Source organism: Mycobacterium sp. ABE4_509 (assembly GCF_056160785.1).
The window spans coordinates 52309-71668 of sequence record NZ_JBSWXU010000002.1; the positions used below are offsets into that span (position 1 = coordinate 52309).

The 19360-nt window shown below is 69.9% G+C and carries 14 protein-coding genes; 12 read left to right on the forward strand and 2 right to left on the reverse strand.

What is annotated here, in order from left to right; all coding sequences use genetic code 11:
• From wzt to wzm, 3 genes are read left to right on the forward strand one after another with little or no spacing between them, the layout of a single operon-like run.
• Nucleotides 1–828: a galactan export ABC transporter ATP-binding subunit Wzt/RfbE gene (gene wzt / locus ACXAID_RS01040; protein ID WP_475020311.1), complete on the forward strand. Its 828-nt coding sequence runs from the start codon at nt 1–3 to the stop codon at nt 826–828.
• Nucleotides 825–1754 carry a galactofuranosyltransferase GlfT1 gene (gene glfT1, locus ACXAID_RS01045; protein ID WP_475020312.1) on the forward strand — a complete coding sequence of 310 codons (930 nt, stop codon included), beginning with the start codon at nt 825–827 and terminating at the stop codon, nt 1752–1754. The genes wzt and glfT1 overlap by 4 nt, the downstream gene beginning before the upstream one ends.
• Nucleotides 1751–2581 carry a galactan export ABC transporter permease subunit Wzm/RfbD gene (wzm, locus tag ACXAID_RS01050; RefSeq protein ID WP_475020313.1) on the forward strand — a complete coding sequence of 277 codons (831 nt, stop codon included), beginning with the start codon at nt 1751–1753 and terminating at the stop codon, nt 2579–2581. Before glfT1 ends, wzm begins: the two co-directional genes overlap by 4 nt.
• Nucleotides 2582–2680: 99 nt before the next feature.
• On the opposite strand, the gene ACXAID_RS01055 is transcribed toward wzm, so the two are convergent.
• On the reverse strand, nt 2681–3121 hold the full coding sequence (locus ACXAID_RS01055; protein ID WP_475020314.1) for a pyridoxamine 5'-phosphate oxidase family protein: 441 nt from the start codon (nt 3119–3121) through the stop codon (nt 2681–2683).
• Between the two features lie 97 nt (nt 3122–3218).
• Between ACXAID_RS01055 and ACXAID_RS01060 the strand changes: the two genes are divergently transcribed.
• Nucleotides 3219–3692, forward strand: a complete 474-nt coding sequence (locus tag ACXAID_RS01060; protein WP_475020315.1) for a nitroreductase family deazaflavin-dependent oxidoreductase — start codon at nt 3219–3221, stop codon at nt 3690–3692.
• Nucleotides 3693–3745: 53 nt separating this feature from the next.
• On the opposite strand, the gene ACXAID_RS01065 is transcribed toward ACXAID_RS01060, so the two are convergent.
• Nucleotides 3746–4054, reverse strand: a complete 309-nt coding sequence (locus tag ACXAID_RS01065) for a hypothetical protein (protein WP_475020316.1) — start codon at nt 4052–4054, stop codon at nt 3746–3748.
• 242 nt (nt 4055–4296) lie between these two features.
• Here ACXAID_RS01065 and ACXAID_RS01070 point away from each other — a divergent pair, with 242 nt between their 5' ends.
• The 8 genes from ACXAID_RS01070 to ACXAID_RS01105 are packed head-to-tail and all read left to right on the forward strand — an operon-like array spanning nt 4297 to nt 19356.
• Entirely contained in the window at nt 4297–4692 is a 396-nt protein-coding gene (locus ACXAID_RS01070; protein ID WP_475020343.1) for a GtrA family protein, read from the forward strand.
• 32 nt (nt 4693–4724) lie between these two features.
• A complete protein-coding gene (locus ACXAID_RS01075; RefSeq protein WP_475020317.1) occupies nt 4725–6116 on the forward strand; it encodes an FAD-binding oxidoreductase in 1392 nt (463 codons plus the stop codon).
• Nucleotides 6117–6893 carry a decaprenylphospho-beta-D-erythro-pentofuranosid-2-ulose 2-reductase gene (locus ACXAID_RS01080; RefSeq protein ID WP_475020318.1) on the forward strand — a complete coding sequence of 259 codons (777 nt, stop codon included), beginning with the start codon at nt 6117–6119 and terminating at the stop codon, nt 6891–6893.
• Entirely contained in the window at nt 6893–8788 is a 1896-nt protein-coding gene (locus ACXAID_RS01085; RefSeq protein WP_475020319.1) for a galactan 5-O-arabinofuranosyltransferase, read from the forward strand. The genes ACXAID_RS01080 and ACXAID_RS01085 overlap by 1 nt, the downstream gene beginning before the upstream one ends.
• 4 nt (nt 8789–8792) lie before the next feature.
• Nucleotides 8793–12005 (forward strand): arabinosyltransferase domain-containing protein, encoded by a 3213-nt coding sequence (locus tag ACXAID_RS01090; RefSeq protein ID WP_475020320.1) that lies wholly within the window; start codon nt 8793–8795, stop codon nt 12003–12005.
• 24 nt (nt 12006–12029) lie between these two features.
• The gene (locus ACXAID_RS01095; RefSeq protein WP_475020321.1) at nt 12030–15287 is read left to right on the forward strand and encodes an arabinosyltransferase domain-containing protein; all 3258 of its coding nucleotides are present in this window, start codon (nt 12030–12032) and stop codon (nt 15285–15287) included.
• The gene (locus ACXAID_RS01100) at nt 15284–18481 is read left to right on the forward strand and encodes an arabinosyltransferase domain-containing protein (protein ID WP_475020322.1); all 3198 of its coding nucleotides are present in this window, start codon (nt 15284–15286) and stop codon (nt 18479–18481) included. The genes ACXAID_RS01095 and ACXAID_RS01100 overlap by 4 nt, the downstream gene beginning before the upstream one ends.
• The gene (locus tag ACXAID_RS01105) at nt 18478–19356 is read left to right on the forward strand and encodes an MBL fold metallo-hydrolase (protein WP_475020323.1); all 879 of its coding nucleotides are present in this window, start codon (nt 18478–18480) and stop codon (nt 19354–19356) included. Before ACXAID_RS01100 ends, ACXAID_RS01105 begins: the two co-directional genes overlap by 4 nt.
• Nucleotides 19357–19360 lie beyond the last annotated feature (4 nt).

Consider the following 19360-nt stretch of genomic DNA (forward strand, 5'->3'; position numbering starts at 1 on the left):
ATGACCGATCCAGCCGGGACCTCGGAGTCACCCTGCATCGAGACCCGCAACGCGTGGGTCGAGTTCCCCATCTTCGACGCCAAGACCCGCTCGCTGAAGAAGGCCTTCCTCGGCAAGGCGGGCGGCGCGATCGGCCGCAACGAGTCCAACGTCGTCGTCATCGAAGCACTGCGGGACATCACGATGTCGCTGAAGTTGGGTGACCGCGTCGGCCTCGTCGGCCACAACGGCGCCGGCAAGTCGACGCTGCTGCGGCTGCTGTCGGGCATCTACGAGCCGACCCGCGGAGTCGCCGCAGTGCGGGGCCGGGTGGCACCGGTCTTCGACCTCGGGGTGGGGATGGACCCCGAGATCTCCGGTTTCGAGAACATCATCATCCGCGGGTTGTTCCTCGGCCAGACCCGCAAGCAGATGATGTCCAAGGTCGACGAGATCGCCGAGTTCACCGAGCTGGGCGACTATCTGTCCATGCCGCTGCGCACCTACTCCACCGGCATGCGGGTGCGGTTGGCGATGGGGGTCGTGACCAGCATCGACCCCGAGATCCTGCTGCTCGACGAAGGTATCGGCGCCGTCGACGCCGAGTTCCTGAAGAAGGCCCAGTCGCGGCTGGCCGGCCTCGTCGAGCGATCCGGGATCCTGGTGTTCGCCAGCCACTCCAACGAGTTCCTGGCCCGGCTGTGCAACACCGCGATGTGGATCGACCACGGCACCGTGAAGATGTCGGGCGGCATCGAGGAGGTGGTCCGCTCCTACGAAGGTGAGGACGCCGCCCGCCACGTCCGCGAGGTGCTGGAGGAGACGGGGCGCGAAAGCCGGCCGGCATGACCAACCCGCTCATCTGCGCGGTCGTCGTCACCCACCGCCGCGCCGACCAACTGGCCAAATCACTGGACGTGGTGTGCGCGCAGAGCCGGCGACCCGACCATCTGATCGTCGTCGACAACGCCGCCGAAGACCGGGTCCGCGACCTCGTCGCCGGCCAGCCCGTCCCGACGACCTATCTCGGCTCGCGCCGCAACCTGGGGGGCGCCGGAGGTTTCGCACTGGGGATGCTGCACGCGCTCAGCCTGGGCGCCGACTGGATCTGGCTGGCCGACGACGACGGCCGGCCCCAGGACGGCGCGGTGCTGGCCACGCTGCTGGCCTGCGCGCAGGAACGCGGACTGGCCCAGGTGTCGCCGATGATCTGCGACCTGGAGAACCCCGAACGGCTCGCCTTCCCGCTGCGCCGCGGAGTGGCGTGGCGCCGACTGGTCAGCGAGCTGCGCGCCGAGGCGCCGCGCGAGGACTTCCTGCCCGGCATCTCGCACCTGTTCAACGGCGCGTTGTTCCGCGCCGCCACCCTGGAGGCCACCGGGGTGCCCGACCTGCGCCTGTTCATCCGCGGCGACGAAACCGAGATCCACCGGCGGCTGCTGCGCACCGGCCTGCCGTTCGGCACCTGCCTGGATGCGGTGTACCTGCACCCGCAGGGCGGCGACGAGTTCAAGCCGATCCTGGGCGGCCGCATGCACACCCAGTACACCGACAACGCCACCAAGCGGTACTACACCTACCGCAACCGTGGCTATCTGCTGTCGCAGCCGGGCATGCGCAGGCTGCTCCCCCAGGAATGGGTGCGGTTCGGCTGGTTCTTCCTGGTGTCGCGACGGGACCCGGCCGGGCTGCTGGAGTGGATGCGGTTACGACGGCTGGGCCGCCGGGAGAGGTTCTTCCGGGAAGAGCAGCTCGACGGGGCAGGAACGCAATGACATTCATGGACGCCGCCGCGCAGTCCAAGACCTTCCGCCGGGCGTGGGGCGACCTCGTCGAGGGCTTCGGTAAACGCGAGCTGTGGCTGCACCTCGGCTGGCAGGACATCAAGCAGCGCTACCGCCGGTCGGTGCTGGGCCCGTTCTGGATCACCATCGCCACCGGCACCACCGCGGTGGCGATGGGCGGCTTGTACTCGAAGCTGTTCAATCTGGAACTGGCCGAGCACCTTCCGTACGTGACTCTCGGCCTGATCGTGTGGAACCTGATCAACGCCTCGATCCTCGAGGGCGCCGAGGTGTTCATCGCCAACGAGGGGTTGATCAAGCAGCTGCCCACCCCGCTGTCGGTGCACGTCTACCGGTTGGTGTGGCGGCAGATGATCCTGTTCGCCCACAACATCGTCATCTTCGTCATCATCGCGATCATCTTCCCCAAACCCTGGCAGTGGACGGACCTGACCTTCATCCCCGCGCTGGCGCTGATCGCGCTGAACTGCGTGTGGGTGGCGCTGTGTTTCGGCATCCTGGCCACCCGCTACCGCGACATCGGCCCACTGCTGACCTCGCTGGTGCAGCTGCTGTTCTTCATGACGCCCATCATCTGGAACGAGGCGACCCTGCAGCGCCAGGGCGCCGGCGACTGGGCCAGGATCGTCGAACTCAACCCGCTGCTGCACTACCTCGACATCGTGCGGGCGCCGCTGCTCGGCGCCCAGCAGCAGGTGCACCACTGGGTCGTGGTCCTGGTGCTGACCGTGGTCGGCTGGACCTTCGCGGCGCTGGCCATGCGGCAGTACCGGGCCCGGGTGCCCTACTGGGTCTAGGGCGGTCAGCCCGCGACGTCCAGGGCGGTCAGCCCGCGACGTCCAGGGCGGTCAGCCCGCGACGTCCCAGGGCGGTCAGCCCGCGACGTCCCAGGGCGGTCAGCCCGCGACGCCGCCCTCGGGTTCGGGCCCGAATACGAACCGCCTGCCGGTGAGCGAATCGGGGGTCACCCGCACGAAGCGCAGCTTCTGGGTCGCCACCCACGGGTAGAGCCCGGCGCGCTCGGCCTTGTCGATCTCCTCCGAGGTGGCCAGCACGTGGGCGGTGCCGCGGACCACCACGCTCCACCCCCCGGCCACGTTGTGATCGTCGACCTCGAACACCACATGCTCGTTGAGCACCGACGTCAGCAGCTTGGTGCCTTCCGCGGTACGGAACAACAGCGTCTTGTCCTGCACGACGAAGTTGACCGGGAAGATCTCGGTCCAGCCGTCGACCGTTGTCACGAGTCGGCCCAGTGACATGCTGGAGAGCAGGTCCCAACTCTCGGCCTCGGTGAGTTCGGTGACCGGGTCTCCAGATGTTTCAGTGGCATCCATGCCCTTATCGTCGTCGCACCCGGCGCTCCGTTCAAGAGGAAGGGGTCGCCGCAGGTCGGGGCCAATGGCACTTACCGGCGGCGGCTACGCTCCGGTGATGGCAGGCGCCCCGCAACGACTCATCCAACGAATCTCACGAACCAAGCTGGGCTACCGGTTCGTCTCGAGCGTTCCGCCCAAGCTCGACCCCGCACTGCTGCGCCTCACCGGCGGCCGGTTCAGCTTCGGTTACCCGCTGCCGGTGATGTTGTTGACCACGACCGGAGCCAAGTCCGGGCTGCAGCGATCCTCCCCGCTGGTCTACATCGACGACGCCGGGTCGCTGATCCTGATCGCCTCCAACTTCGGCAGGCCCGGGCACCCCGCCTGGTACCACAACCTGAAGGCCAATCCGACGGCCACGGTGCTCGCCGGAAAACTCAGCGGCACCTACACCGCGACCGAGGTCACCGACCCGCAGGAGCGGGACCGGGCCTGGCACAAAGCCGTCGGCGTCTATCCGGGCTACGACGACTACGTGGCGCGCGCCGAGGGACGCACCATCCCGGTCGTCCGGCTGACGCGGGCATAGAACCGAGAAACGGGGCGCCCGGCTGGGCGCCCCGTTTCTCGTGCGGTGTGTCATCACCGGACGTCGATGTAGTAGACCATGCCGGTGATGACGTTCTGGCGGGTCGTGTCGTCGTCGTAGCCGGGGTTGGTGGCGGTGCCGCGCAGCGCCGGGCCGGGCTGGACGGCGACCACGGTGGCCTCATCCAGCGGGGTGTCCGACAGGCGGTTGACGATGACGCGGTGGCCGTCGGCCTCGAGCTGGCTGATGGTCGAATCGGCGTTGCCCCCGGAGGTCGGGGCGGCGGCGGCCGGGGCGGCCAGTCCCAGTACGGCGGCGGACAGTCCGGCAGCGGCGACGGTGGCGATGGTGAGCTTGTTCATCTCGGTTCCTCTTCTCGGTGATCTTCTCGCTGATCTTGGTCTTCTGAGGCGTGTAACCCGCAGGTCAGAGTGGAAATTTCCGGTGGCAGCAATTGAGCGGCCGGTGGCAGGAACCGATCGCCGAACCCGCCGAAACGGCATTCCGGCAGCAGAAGTGCGAGAAGAGGCCTGCCGGAATGCAAGTTCGGCGAGACCGGGCGGTGCGGCCGAACCCGTAAGCTGCCCGGGTGGCCGAGCCCCCGCTGTCTCCCCGGCTGAGCCTGACGACTCAGATCTGGCGGTTCATCGTCACCGGCGGGCTGGCCGCCATCGTGGACTTCGGCCTGTACGTGGCGTTCCTGGCCGCCGGCCTGCACGTCAACGTCGCCAAGACGCTGAGCTTCATCGCCGGCACCACCACCGCCTACCTGATCAACCGCCGGTGGACCTTCCAGGCCCCGCCGAGCACCGCACGGTTCATCGCGGTGGCGGTCCTCTACGCCCTCACCTACGCCGTGCAGGTCGGCATCAACTACGTCTTCTACATGGAGTTCGAGAATCAGCCCTGGCGGGTGCCGGTGGCGTTCGTCATCGCCCAGGGCACGGCCACCGTGATCAACTTCGTCGTCCAGCGCGCGGTGATATTCCGGCTGCGCTGAGGCCCGCACCCCAGGCGGTACCCTCTGTGACGATGTCGAGCACCGAGTTTCCGACCATCACCCGCCGGCTGACCGGGTGGGGCCGCACCGCGCCGTCGACGGCGCAGGTGCTGACGACCCCTGACCCCGAGCTGGTCGCCAAGGCGGTCGCCCGGGCCGGTGCGGACGGCGGCCGGGGCGTGCTGGCGCGCGGGCTCGGCCGCTCCTACGGCGACAACGCCCAGAACGGGGGCGGGCTGGTCATCGACATGAGCGCGGTGAACCGGATCCACTCGATCGATGCCGACCAGGCGCTCGTCGATGTGGACGCCGGGGTGAACCTCGACCAGCTGATGCGCGCCGCGCTGCCGTTGGGTCTGTGGGTTCCGGTGCTGCCCGGTACCCGGCAGGTCACCGTCGGCGGCGCCATCGCCTGCGACATCCACGGCAAAAACCACCACAGTGCGGGCAGTTTCGGCAACCATGTGCGTTCGCTGGACCTGCTCACCGCCGACGGCCAGGTGCGCACCCTCACCCCCGCCGGTGGTTCCGACGAGGACACGGCGCTGTTCTGGGCCACCGTCGGCGGCAACGGCCTGACCGGCATCATCCTGCGGGCCGTCATCGCGATGACACCGACGGAGACGGCGTACTTCGTCGCCGACGGCGACGTCACCGCCGGACTCGACGAGACCATCGCGTTCCACAGCGACGGCACCGAGGCCAACTACACCTATTCCAGCGCGTGGTTCGACGCGATGAGCCCGCCGCCGCATCTGGGCCGGGCGGTGATCTCCCGCGGCTCACTGGCACGCGTGGACCAGCTCCCCCGCAAGCTGCAGAAGGATCCGCTGAAATTCGACGCGCCGCAGTACTTCACCGCGCCGGACGTCTTTCCCAGCGGGCTGGGCAACAAGCCGATCTTCGGTGCGATGACCGCACTGTGGTACCGGATGGGCAAGACCTACCGGGGCAAGGTCCAGAATCTGACGCAGTTCTACCATCCGCTGGACATGGTCGGAGACTGGAACCGGGCCTACGGCTCAGCCGGTTTCACCCAGTACCAGTTCGTCGTCCCCACCGAGGTGGTCGACGAGTTCAAGCGCATCATGGTCGACATCCAGGGTTCCGGCCACTACTCCTTCCTCAACGTGTTCAAGCTCTTCGGCCCCGGAAACCAAGCGCCGCTGAGTTTCCCGATCCCCGGCTGGAACGTCTGCGTGGACTTCCAGATCAAACCGGGGTTGGGCGAGTTCCTCGACAGCCTCGACAAGCGGGTCCTCGAGTTCGGCGGCCGGCTCTACACCGCCAAGGACGCCCGCACCACCGCCGCCACATTCCACGCCATGTACCCGCGGATCGACGAATGGATCGCGGTGCGCCGCAAGGTCGATCCCACCGGACTGTTCGCCTCCGACATGGCCCGACGACTGGAGCTCCTCTAGATGGTCTTTGACGCCACTGGTAATCCGCAGACCATCCTGCTGCTCGGCGGCACCTCGGAGATCGGCCTGGCCATCTGCGAGCGCTACCTGCGCAGCGCACCGGCCCGGGTGGTGCTGGCGTGCATGCCCGGCGACCCGCTGGCCGACACGGCCAAGGCCCAACTCACCGGCGCCGGCGCCCGCGCGGTCGACGTGATCGACTTCGACGCCGTCGACACCGAAAGCCACCCCCGGGTCATCGACGAGGCGTTCGGAGGCGGCGGCAGCCCCAGAGACATAGACGTGGCGATCGTGGCGTTCGGGCTGCTCGGTGACGCCGAGGAACTGTGGCAGAACCAGCGCAAGGCGGTGCAGATCGCCGACATCAACTACACCGCAGCGGTTTCGGTGGGGGTGCTGCTCGGCGACAAGATGCGGGCGCAGGGCTTCGGCCAGATCATCGCGATGAGCTCGGCGGCCGGCGAACGGGTCCGGCGGTCCAACTTCGTCTACGGCTCCACCAAGGCCGGGCTGGACGGCTTCTACCTCGGCCTCGGTGAGGCGCTGCGCGAGTTCGGGGTCCGGGTGCTCGTCATCCGCCCCGGGCAGGTGCGCACCCGGATGAGCGCCCACGTCAAGGAAGCTCCGCTGACCGTCGACAAGGAGTACGTCGCCGAGCTGGCGGTCACCGCGTCGGCCAAGGGCAAGGACCTGGTCTGGGCGCCCGGCGCGTTCCGCTACGTGATGATGGTGCTGCGCCACATCCCCCGCCCGATCTTTCGCAAGCTGCCCATCTGATGCGCAGCGCTCTGGCCGTCCCGCTCACGGTGGCTGGCCAGATGCTCGCTGCGGCCGCCACCGCCGCGGTGGTCACAGCGGTCAGTCTGGCCGCCATCGCCAGGGTCGAATGGCCCGCCTACAACTCGTCCAACCAGCTGCACGCGTTGACCACCGTCGGTCAGGTGGCCTGCCTGGCCGGGCTGCTGGCCGCCGGCTGGCTCTGGCGCCGGGGCCGGCGCGCCCTGGCCCGCCTCGGGTCGGTGCTGTTCCTGGCCGCGTTCTCGGTGGTGACGCTGGCGATGCCGCTCGGCGCCACCCGGCTGTATCTGTTCGGCATCTCCGTCGACCAGCAGTTCCGCACCGAGTACCTGACCAGGCTGACCGACAGCGCCGCACTGCACGACATGACCTACATCGGGTTGCCGCCGTTCTACCCGCCGGGCTGGTTCTGGCTGGGCGGGCGGCTGGCCGACGTCACCGGAACCCCGGCATGGGAGATGTTCAAACCCTGGTCGATCATCTCGATCACGATCGCCATCGTGGCGGCCCTGGTGCTGTGGGCCAACATGGTTCGATTCGAGTACGCGCTGGTGGTGTCCACCGCGACCGCGGCCGCCGCGCTGGCCTATTCGCCGGCCGAACCGTACGCGGCCATCATCGCGGTGCTGCTGCCCCCGGTGTTCGTGCTGGCCTGGTCGGGGCTGCGGGCCCGCGGCCGTACCGGTGAGCCGGGAAGTCCGCACCGTGGTTGGGGCGCGGTGATCGGCGTCGGGATCTTCCTCGGTGTGGCGGCGCTGTTCTACACGCTGTTGTTCGGGTTCGCCGCATTCACGCTGACGATCATGGCGGTGACGGCCGCAGTCAGCAGAAGGCACTGGGATCCGCTGCTGCGGCTGCTGGTGATCGGGCTGATCTCCGGGGCCATCGCGCTGATCGGCTGGGCGCCCTACCTGATCGCCGCTGCCGGCGGTGCGCCCACCGACACCGGTACCGCGCGGCACTACCTGCCCACCGACGGCGCGGTGCTGTCGTTCCCGATGCTGCAGTTCACCCTGCTCGGCGCGCTGTGCATGCTCGGCACGCTGTGGCTGGTGTTCAACGCGCGCACCTCCACGCGCGCGGGTGCCCTGGCCGTCGCGGTGCTCGCCGTGTACGCCTGGTCACTGCTGTCGATGCTGTACACGCTTGCGGGCAGCACGCTGCTGTCGTTCCGGCTACAGCCCACCTTGACGATCCTGCTGGCCGCAGCCGGCGCATTCGGCTTCCTCGAGACCGCCCGCGCGCTGGCGGCCAGGGTCAGCGCACCCAACGCCCACCGCGTCGTCGCGGCGGCCACCGCGGTGGGCGCCCTCGGCGCGGTGACCTTCAGCCAGGACATTCCCGACGTGCTGCGCTCCGACATCGCGGTGGCCTACACCGACACCGACGGCTACGGCGAGCGCGCAGATCGCCGGCCGCCGGGGGCCGAGCAGTACTACCGCGAGATCGACGAACGGATCCTGGAGGTCACCGGGCGCCCCCGCGACGAGACGGTGGTCATGACCGCCGACTACAGCTTCCTGTCCTACTACCCGTACTACGGGTTCCAGGGCCTGACGTCGCATTACGCCAATCCGCTGGCCCAGTTCGACGCCCGTGCCGCCGCGATCGAGAACTGGGCGTTGCTGTCCGACCCCGACGCGTTCATCGAGGCACTCGACGCCATGCCGTGGCAGCCGCCGTCGGTGTTCCTGATGCGCCGCGGCGCCAACGACACCTACACCCTGCGGCTGGCCGCCGACGTGTACCCGAATCAGCCCAACGTGCGCCGCTACCACGTCGCACTCGACGATGCGCTGTTCGACGACCCCCGCTTCGCCGTGTCGACCATCGGGCCGTTCGTCCTGGCCATTCGCAAGCCAATTACCATCTAGCCCCGTGGTCGAAGCGCCGGCGTCGGAGAGAACTCCGGGACGCAACCACCGCACCGCGCGGCTGATCGCGATCGTCGCCGGACTGCTCGGGACCCTGCTGGCGGTCGCGACCCCGCTGCTGCCGGTCGACCAGACCACCGCCGAGCTGAACTGGCCACAGAACGACACCCTGTCCAGCGTCGACGCACCGCTGATCGGCTACGTCGCCACCGACCTCGAGATCACCGTGCCGTGCAGCGCTGCCGCCGGCCTCGACGGTCCCGGCCGCAGCGTGCTGCTGTCCACCGTGCCCAAACAGGCCCCCAAGGCCGTCGACCGCGGCCTGCTCATCGAACAGGTCAACAACGACCTGCTGGTCATCGTGCGCAACACACCCGTAGTGGTCGCCCCGCTGGACCAGGTGCTCAGCCCGGACTGCCAGGAACTCCGCTTCACCGCGCACGCCGACCGGGTGTCCGGCGAGTTCGTCGGACTCACCCAGGGGCCCGACGACCCGGACCCGGGCGAACCGCTGCGCGGCGAACGCAGCGGCTACGACTTCCGCCCCCAGATCGTCGGCGTCTTCACCGACCTGTCCGGCCCGGCCCCACCGGGTCTGCAGTTCTCAGCCACCGTGGACTCCCGGTACAACACCTCGCCGACGCTGGTCAAACTGCTCGCGATGATCGTGGGCGTCGCCATGACCGCCGTGTCGCTGGGCGCGCTGCATGTACTCGACACCGCCGACGGCATGCGGCACCGGCGGTTCCTGCCGCCCCGATGGTGGTCGATGAAACCGCTGGACGGCCTGGTCACCGCGGTGCTGGTGTGGTGGCACTTCGTCGGCGCCAACACCGCCGACGACGGCTACATCCTGACCATGGCGCGGGTGTCGGAGAACGCCGGCTACATGGCCAACTACTACCGCTGGTTCGGCACCCCGGAGGCGCCGTTCGGCTGGTACTACGACCTGCTGGCGCTGTGGAGCAACGTCAGCACGGCCAGCGTGTGGATGCGACTGCCCACGCTGCTGATGGCGCTGGCCTGCTGGTGGGTGATCAGCCGGGAGGTCATCCCCCGGCTCGGCTCGGCGGTCAAACACAGCCGGGCCGCGGCGTGGACGGCCGCCGGAATGTTCCTCGCGTTCTGGCTGCCGTTGAACAACGGGTTGCGCCCGGAGCCCATCATCGCGCTGGGCATCCTGCTCACCTGGTGCTCGGTGGAGCGCGGCGTGGCCACCAGCAGGCTGCTGCCGGTGGCGGTGGCGATCATCATCGGTGCGCTCACCCTGTTCTCCGGCCCGACCGGCATCGCCGCGATCGGCGCCCTGCTGGTCGCCATCGGTCCACTGAAAACCATTGTCGCGGCCCATACTTCACGGTTCGGCTACCTGGCTTTGCTGGCGCCGATCGCCGCCGCCGGCACCGTCGCCATCTTCCTGATCTTCCGCGACCAGACGCTGGCCGCCGAACTGCAGGCCAGCAGCTTCAAATCATCGGTGGGCCCCAGTTTGGCCTGGTTCGACGAACACATCCGCTACTCCCGGCTGTTCACCACCAGCCCGGACGGCTCGGTGGCGCGCCGCTTCGCGGTACTCACGCTGCTGCTCGCCCTGGCCGTCGCGGTGGCGATGTCGTTGCGCAAAGGCCGGATTCCGGGAACGGCGGCCGGTCCGAGCCGGCGCATCATCGGCATCACGATCATCTCGTTCCTGGCGTTGATGTTCACCCCGACCAAGTGGACCCACCACTTCGGGGTGTTCGCCGGGCTGGCGGGCTCGCTGGGGGCGCTGGCCGCGGTGGCGGTGGGTGCGGCGGCGATGCGGTCGCAGCGCAACCGGGCGGTGTTCGCCGGCGCCGTGCTGTTCGTCACCGCCCTGTCGTTCGCCACGGTCAACGGCTGGTGGTACGTGTCCAACTTCGGGGTGCCGTGGTCCAACGACTTCCCGCAGTGGCGGCTGGGCTTCATGACCGTGCTGCTCGGATGCTCGGCGCTGGCGCTGCTGGCCGCCGCCTGGTTCCACTTCTCCGATCGCGACCCCGCGCCACCGGATGACCGCGGCGGCCGCTGGCGCCGCATCGCGCAGCCCCCCTTGGCCGTTGCGGCGTGGGCGCTGGTCACCTTCGAGGTGGTGTCGTTGACGCTGGGGATGATCAACCAGTACCCGGCTTGGAGCGTGGGGCGGTCCAACCTGGGCGCGCTGGCCGGAAACACCTGCGGGATGGCCGAGGACGTGCTCGTCGAGCAGGACCCCAACGCCGGGCTGCTCACCCCGCTCGACGTTCCGATCGCCGACGGACTGGACGCGGTCACCTCGGAGGGCTTCAGCCCCAACGGTGTTCCGTCGGATGTGTCGGCCGACCCGGTGATGGAGGAGCCCGGGTCGGACAACTTCGCCGACACCGACAGCGGTGTGGTCACCGGCAGTGAGGCCGGCACCGAAGGCGGCACCACCGCCGCCGCGGGGATCAACGGTTCGCGCGCCCGGCTGCCGTTCGGCCTGGACCCCGCCCGCACCCCGGTGCTGGGCAGCTGGCGGTCCGGGACGCAGCAGCCGGCGTTCCTGCGCTCGGCGTGGTACCCGCTGCCGCCCCGCGACGACGCCGGTCCGCTGCTGGTCGTCGCGGCGGCGGGCCGGTTCGATCGCGACGAGGTGAAGGTGCAGTGGGCCGGGCCCGACGGTGAACCCGCCGGCGAGATCGAGTTCGGCGACGTCGGGGCCGCACCGGCGTGGCGCAACCTGCGGGCGCCGCTGTCGTCGATTCCCGCCGAAGCCACCCGCATCCGCCTGGTGGCCTCCGACGACGACCTCGACCCCCAGCACTGGGTCGCGCTGACGCCGCCGCGCATCCCCGAGCTGCGGACCCTGCAGGACGTGGTCGGCTCCACCGACCCGGTGCTGCTGGACTGGTTGGTGGGGCTGGCGTTCCCGTGCCAGCGCCCGTTCGACCACCGCTACGGCGTGGTCGAGGTCCCGCGCTGGCGCATCCTGCCCGACCGGTTCGGCGCCGAGGCCAACTCGCCGGTGATGGACAACCTGGGCGGCGGGCCGCTGGGCATCACCGAGCTGCTGCTGCGTGCCACCACCGTGCCGACCTACCTCAAGGACGACTGGTACCGCGACTGGGGGGCGTTGCAGCGCCTGATCCCCTACTACCCCGACGCCGAACCGGCCCGGCTCGACCTGGGTACGACGACGCGAAGCGGCCTGTGGAGCCCGGCGCCGCTGCGTCATTAAGTTCTTCGCATACCATCGAGCCTCGTGTCCGCACCGCCTGCTCGTCTCGTCGCGCTCGTCGCAGGCCTGGCCGGGCTGGTGTTGTGCGCACTGACTCCGCTGCTGCCGGTCAACCAGAGCACAGCGACCATCCTGTGGCCCCAGGGCAGTAGCGCCGGGGACACCGTCGGCGACATCACCGCGCCGCTGATCTCCGGGGCACCGCGCTCGCTGGACGCATCGATCCCGTGCCAAGCGGTGGCCACGCTGCCGCCCGAGGGCGGGCTGGTGTTCGCGACGAACCCGCCCGGCGGGATCGACGCCAGCCGCAACGGGCTGTTCGTGCGCGCCTACCCGGACAGCGTCGTGGTCGCGTTCCGCGACACGGTGGCCGCCGTGGCGCCCCGCGCCGATGTCGACGCCGGAGCCTGCGACACGCTGCACCTGTGGGCCAACGTCGGTGAGGTCGGCGCCGACTTCGTCGGCATCCCCGGCGCGCTGGGAACCCTGTCCGCGGACAAGCGTCCCCAGGTCACCGGCGTGTTCACCGAACTGGAGGTCCCCGTCGGGACCCCCGGCCTGTCCGCGACGATCGACGTCGACACCCGCTTCATCACCTCCCCCACGACACTGAAACTGGCCGTGATGGTGCTCGGTGTGGCCTGCGTGATCGCCTCGATCCTCGCGCTGGCCATGCTGGACCGGGCCTCGGGCAGGACACTGCCGGGCCCGGGCGGGCGTCGCTTCCGCGCCGGGTGGTCGACGTGGCTGACCGACGCGACGGTGATCGGCGCGCTGTTGCTGTGGCACCTGGTCGGGCCGCAGACCTCCGACGACGGCTACAACACCACGATCGCCCGGGTCTCCGGCGAGGCCGGCTACACCCTGAACTACTACCGCTACTTCGGTGCGTCGGAGGCGCCGTTCGACTGGTACCAGAGCCTGCTGGGGCAGCTCGCCTCGATCAGCACCGCCAGCGTGTGGCTCCGGGTGCCCGCCACCCTGGCCGCGATCGCCACCTGGCTGATCGTCAGCCGCTGTGTGCTGCCCAGCATCGGGCGCCGGGTGGCCACCAACCGGGTCGCGGTGTGGACCGCCGCCGCGGTGTTCCTGGCGGCCTGGTTGCCGTTCAACAACGGTCTGCGTCCCGAACCACTGATCGCGTTCGGGGTGATCGCGGTGTGGATGCTCGTCGAATGGAGCCTGGGGACCCGCCGGCTGTGGCCCGCGGCGCTGGCCGTGGTGGTCGCGATGTTCTCGGTGACGCTGGCCCCGCAGGGCCTGATCGCGCTGGCGCCGCTGCTGGTCGGGGCCCGCGCCATCTGGCGCATCATCGCCGCCCGCCGGCCCACCGACGGACTGGCCGCCCAGTTGGCGCCGCTGGCGGCCGCAGCCTCGGTGGTGTTCGTCATCGTGTTCTCCGACCAGACACTGGCCACCGTCGCCGAGTCGGCCCGCATCAAATACACCGTCGGCCCGACGATCCCCTGGTATCAGGAATTCCTGCGCTACTACTTCCTGCTCGTCGAAGACAGCGTGGACGCCTCGCTGGCCCGCCGCTTCTCGGTGCTCATCCTGCTGCTCTGCGTGTTCGGACTGCTGGTGGTGCTGCTGCGCCGCGGCACCGTGCCCGGCGCGGTCAACGGGCCGATCTGGCGGCTCGTCGGCGCGACGGCGGTCGGGCTGCTGCTGTTGACCGTGACGCCGACGAAGTGGACCGCGCAGTTCGGCGCGTTCGCCGGGCTGGCCGGGGCCCTGGGGGCGGTCACCGCGTTCGCGTTCGCGCGGGTCGGGCTGCACAGCCGACGCAACCTGGCGCTGTACGTCACCGCGCTGGCGTTCGTGCTGGCCTGGTCGACGTCGGGGATCAACGGCTGGTTCTACACCGGCAACTACGGCGTTCCCTGGTTCGACAAGCAGCCGGTGATCCTCGGCTATCCGGTGACGACGATCTTCCTGGTGCTCGCGATCGCCGGTGGCCTGCTGACCGCGTGGCTGCACTTCCGGATGGACTACGCCGGGCACACCGAGGTCGCCGACACCGGCCGCAACCGTGCACTGGCTTCCACCCCGCTGCTCGCGGTCGCCACCATCATGGTGGTGCTCGAACTGGCCTCGATGGTCAAGGCGACCGCCGGGCGCTACCCGGTCTACACCAACGGTGCGGCCAATCTGGCCGCGCTGACCGGGCAGACCTGCGCGATGGCCGACGACGTGCTCGTCGAGGCCGACACGAACGCCGGCATGCTGACGCCGGTGCCCGGCCAGACCTACGGCGAATACGGGCCGCTGGGCGGCGAGGATCCGGTCGGGTTCACCCCCAACGGCGTCGGCGACACCCTCGAGCCCGGTGAACCGATCGCCGGCAACCCGGGTTTGGCGAACTCCGACGGCCCGATCGACAAGCCCAACATCGGCATCGGCTACGCGGCCGGGACCGGAGGCGGCTACGGCCCCGAGGGGGTCAACGGTTCGCGGGTGTTCCTGCCGTTCGGGCTCGATCCCGACACCACCCCGGTGATGGGCAGCTACGACGAGAACACCCTAGCCGCCAAGGCCACCTCCGCGTGGTACCAGCTGCCGTTCCCCGCCGGGGAGCACCCCGCCGACCGGCCGATCGTCGCCGTCGCCGCAGCGGGCGCCATCTGGTACTACAACGAGGACGGTTCGTTCAACTACGGGCAGTCGCTGAAACTGCAGTGGGGCGTGCACCGGCCCGACGGGTCCTACCAGGCACTGGGCGAGGTCGACCCGATCGACATCTTCACCCAGAAGGCCTGGCGCAACCTGCGCTTCCCGCTGGCCACCGCACCGCCGGAGGCCAACGTCGCCCGCATCGTGGCCGACGACCCCAACCTGTCCGAGGACCAGTGGTTCGGGTTCACCCCGCCCCGGGTGCCGGTGCTGCAGACCGCCGAGGAGTTCCTCGGGTCCGACACCCCGGTGCTGATGGACATCGCCACCGCGGCCAACTTCCCGTGCCAGCGCCCGTTCGGGGTGCACCTCGGGGTGGCCGAGGTGCCCGAGTACCGGATCCTGCCCAACTTCAAGCAGATGGTGATCTCGTCGAACCAGTGGCAGTCCGCTGACGACGGCGGCCCGCTGCTGTTCATCCAGGCGCTGCTGCCGCGGACGTCGGCGATCCCGACGTACCTGCGGGGCGACTGGTACCGGGACTGGGGTTCGATCGAACGCTACGACCGTGCGGTGCCCGCGGCGCAGGCGCCGGACGCCGTCATCGAGGAGGGATCGACACGCGTGTTCGGGTGGAGCCGCGGCGGACCGGTAAGGGCGCTGCCGTGAGTGAGCATGCGAAGGACGTGAAGGTGGCCCGGTGGGTCGCCACCATCGCCGGCCTGCTCGGCTTCGTGATGGCGGTGGCCACCCCGCTGCTGCCCATCACCCAGACCACCGCGACGCTGAACTGGCCGCAACAGGGCCAGCTGGGCAACGTCACCGCGCCGCTGATCTCGCTGGCGCCGGTGGGCCTGAACGCGACCGTGCCGTGCGAGGTCATCGCCTCGATGCCCGCCGACGGCGGGCTGGTGCTCGGTACCGCACCGGAGCAGGGCCGCGACGCGGCGCTGAACGCGATGCTGGTCACCGTCAACGAGTCCCGGGTGGACGTGATCGTCCGCAACGTGGTGGTGGCCAGCGTCGACCGCGACCGGATGGCCGGGTGTTCAGACCTGGTCATCACCTCGTCGCTGGACGGCACCTACGCCGAGTTCGTCGGGCTGACCCAGGATTCCGGCCCGGACGCCGGTCAACCGCAACGGACCGGCTTCGACGACCCGAACCTGCGGCCGGTCATCGTGGGTGTGTTCACCGACCTGACCGGCCCGGCCCCGCCCGGCCTGTCGTTCTCGGCGACCATCGACACCCGGTTCACCTCGCAGCCGACCGCGCTGAAACTCACCGCGATCCTGCTGGCGATCGCCGCCACGGTGATCGCGGTGCTGGCGCTGTGGCGCCTCGACCGGCTCGACGGGCGCCGCATGCACCGGCTGATCCCGATGCGCTGGCGCACCGCCAGCCCGGTCGACGGTGTCGTCGTCGGCGGGTTCCTGCTCTGGTACGTCATCGGCGCCAACTCCTCCGACGACGGCTACATCCTGGCCATGGCCCGGGTGGCCGACCACGCCGGCTACATGTCGAACTACTTCCGCTGGTTCGGCAGCCCGGAGGACCCGTTCGGCTGGTACTACAACCTGCTGGCGCTGATGACCCACGTCAGCGACGCCAGTATCTGGATCCGGCTACCCGACCTGGTGTGCTCGCTGGTGTGCTGGCTGCTGCTCTCCCGCGAGGTACTGCCCCGCCTGGGTCCCGCGGTGCTGAGCAGCCGCGCGGCGATGTGGTCGGCGGGCCTGGTGCTGCTCGCGGCGTGGATGCCGTTCAACAACGGGTTGCGCCCGGAGGGCCAGATCGCCACCGGGGCGCTGATCACCTACGTGCTGATCGAACGGGCCATCACCTCGGGGCGGCTGACCCCGGCCGCGCTGGCCATCACCACCGCGGCGTTCACCCTGGGCATCCAGCCCACCGGTCTGATCGCGGTGGCCGCGCTGGTGGCCGGCGGCCGGCCCATTCTGCGCATCCTGATGCGCAGGCGCCAGGTGGTCGGCACCTGGCCGCTGGTGGCGCCGCTGCTGGCCGCGGGCACCGTGGTGCTGGCGGTGGTGTTCGCCGACCAGACCCTGGCCACCGTGCTCGAGGCCACCCGGGTACGCACCGCCATCGGCCCCAACCAGGAGTGGTGGACCGAGGTCCTGCGGTACTACTACCTGATCCTGCCCACCACCGACGCGGCCATCTCGCGCCGGGTGGCCTTCCTGTTCACCGCGATGGCGCTGTTCGTGTCGCTGTTCATCATGCTGCGGCGCAAACGGGTTCCCGGCGTCGCCCGCGGCCCGGCGTGGCGGCTGATGGGCGTCATCTTCGCCACCATCTTCTTCCTGATGTTCACCCCCACGAAGTGGATCCACCACTTCGGCCTGTTCGCCGCCGTCGGCGCGGCGATGGCGGCGCTGGCCACGGTGCTGGTCTCGCCGACGGTGCTGCGTTCGGCGCGCAACCGGATGGCCTTCCTGGCCGTGGTGCTGTTCGTGCTGGCGATGTGCTTCGCCTCCACGAACGGCTGGTGGTACGTGTCGAACTTCGGGGTGCCGTTCAACAGCTCGATGCCACAGCTGGGCGGGGTGAGCGTCAGCTCGGTGTTCTTCGCCCTGTTCGTCCTCGCCGCGCTGTGGGCGCTGTGGCTGCACCTGTCCGGCCGTCAGGGTTCCCGTGTCGTCGACCGGCTCACGGCCGCACCGATTCCGTTCGCCGCCGGGCTCATGGTGGTGTTCTTCGTCGCCTCGATGGTCGTCGGCGTGGTCCGCCAGTACCCGACCTACTCCAACGGGTGGGCCAACATCCGCGCCTTCGCCGGTGGCTGCGGCCTGGCCGACGACGTGCTCGTCGAACCGGACTCCAACGACGGCTTCCTCACCCCGCTGCCCTCCGGTTCCGGACAGGCCTGGGGGCCACTGGGCCCGCTCGGCGGCACCGACCCGACCGCGTTCTCCCCCAACGGTGTTCCCAACCGGATCATCGCCGAGGCGATCCGGCTGAACAATCCGCAACCGGGCACCGACTACGACTGGAACCGCCCCGTCCGGCTGTCGAACCCCGGTGTGAACGGCTCGACCGTACCGCTGCCCTACGGGCTGGACCCGGCACTGGTTCCGGTCGCCGGCACCTACTCCGAAGGGGCGCAACAGGAAAGCCGGCTCACCTCGGCGTGGTACGAGCTGCCGCCGGCCGCGGACGCCCACCCGCTGGTCGTGATCACCGCGGCCGGCACCATCGCCGGCACCAGCGTCGCCGAGGGCACCGTGCCCGGCCAGACCGTCGAACTCGAGTACGCCCGCCGCGGACCTGACGGCGCACTGGTGGCCGCGGGCCGGGTCAGCCCCTACGACATCGGCCCGGCACCGTCCTGGCGCAACCTGCGCTATCCCCGCGCCGAGATCCCCACCGAGGCGGTGGCGGTCCGGGTCGTCGCCGAGGACCTGTCCCTGAGCCGGGGGGACTGGGTCGCCCTCACCCCGCCGCGGGTGCCCGAGCTGCGTTCGGTGCAGGAGTACGTCGGCTCCGAACAGCCGGTCCTGATGGACTGGGCGGTCGGGCTGGCGTTCCCGTGCCAGCAGCCGATGCTGCACGCCAACGGCGTCACCCAGATCCCGAAGTTCCGCATCTCGCCGGACTACTACGCCAAGCTGCAGAGCACCGACACCTGGCAGGACGGCCTCAACGGCGGTTTGCTCGGCATCACCGACCTGCTGCTGCGCGCCTCGGTGATGCCGACCTACCTGTCGCGGGACTGGGGACAGGACTGGGGTTCGCTGCGCCGCTTCGAGACCGTCGTCGACGCCGAACCGGCCGACATCGAACTCGGCACCGCCACCCACACCGGGCTGTACTCTCCGGGGCCGATCCGGATCCGGCCGTGACCGATCGGACCACGCTGGGCCGGGCCACGGTGACGCGGGTCCTCGAAACCCGGTTCCAGGTGCGCACCTCGTTGTTCGCCGAAACCCCGGCGCAGGCCTGGACCGAGCATGCCGACCTGCTCGACCCGCTGTTCGTCGACTACCGCGCCGACGAATGGAAGATCGCGATCCAGACCTGGGTCGTCGAGGTCGACGGGCTGACCGTGCTGGTCGACACCGGGGTCGGCAACGGCAGGCAGCGCCCGCACATGCCGCCGCTCGATCACCTCGACACCGGGTTCGTGGCCGCACTGGCCGACGCCGGTGTCGAACCCGGCGACGTCGACGTCGTCGTCAACACCCACCTGCACACCGACCACGTCGGCTGGAACACCCAGCTGGTGCACGGATCCTGGGTGCCGACGTTCCCGAACGCCCGCTACCTGATGGCCGAGGCCGACTACCGGTATTTCAGCCCCGACGGGGCCGGCGGCGGCGGCGGGATGCAGTTCGTGTTCGCCGACAGCGTGGCCCCGGTGCAGGCCCAGATCGAGCTGTTCTCCGGTGACCACCGGCTCAGCGACTCGCTGTGGCTGCGCCCGGCTCCGGGGCACACCCCGGGTTCGTCGGTGCTGTGGCTCGACGCCGGGGCGCCGGCGGTGTTCGTCGGGGACCTCACCCACTCGCCGATCCAGATCCCGCGGCCCGACGATCCGTGCGCGTTCGACGTCGACCCGGCCGCCGCGGCACGCGCCCGCAGGCGGATCTTCACCGAAGCCGCCCGGTCGCGGGCCGCGGTGATCCCGGCGCACTACCCCGGATGCGGCGGCGCCACCCTGGTGGCCCGCGGCGACGCGTTCGCCGCCGACGTCTGGCTGGATCTGCCGCAGCTGTGAGAAA

Coding starts and splice junctions, on each gene's coding strand:
- wzt (WP_475020311.1), top strand. CDS start 1: ATGACCGATCCAGCCGGGACCTCGGAGTCACCCTGCATCGAGACCCGC.
- glfT1 (WP_475020312.1), top strand. CDS start 825: ATGACCAACCCGCTCATCTGCGCGGTCGTCGTCACCCACCGCCGCGCC.
- wzm (WP_475020313.1), top strand. CDS start 1,751: ATGACATTCATGGACGCCGCCGCGCAGTCCAAGACCTTCCGCCGGGCG.
- ACXAID_RS01055 (WP_475020314.1), bottom strand. CDS start 3,121: ATGGATGCCACTGAAACATCTGGAGACCCGGTCACCGAACTCACCGAG.
- ACXAID_RS01060 (WP_475020315.1), top strand. CDS start 3,219: ATGGCAGGCGCCCCGCAACGACTCATCCAACGAATCTCACGAACCAAG.
- ACXAID_RS01065 (WP_475020316.1), bottom strand. CDS start 4,054: ATGAACAAGCTCACCATCGCCACCGTCGCCGCTGCCGGACTGTCCGCC.
- ACXAID_RS01075 (WP_475020317.1), top strand. CDS start 4,725: ATGTCGAGCACCGAGTTTCCGACCATCACCCGCCGGCTGACCGGGTGG.
- ACXAID_RS01080 (WP_475020318.1), top strand. CDS start 6,117: ATGGTCTTTGACGCCACTGGTAATCCGCAGACCATCCTGCTGCTCGGC.
- ACXAID_RS01085 (WP_475020319.1), top strand. CDS start 6,893: ATGCGCAGCGCTCTGGCCGTCCCGCTCACGGTGGCTGGCCAGATGCTC.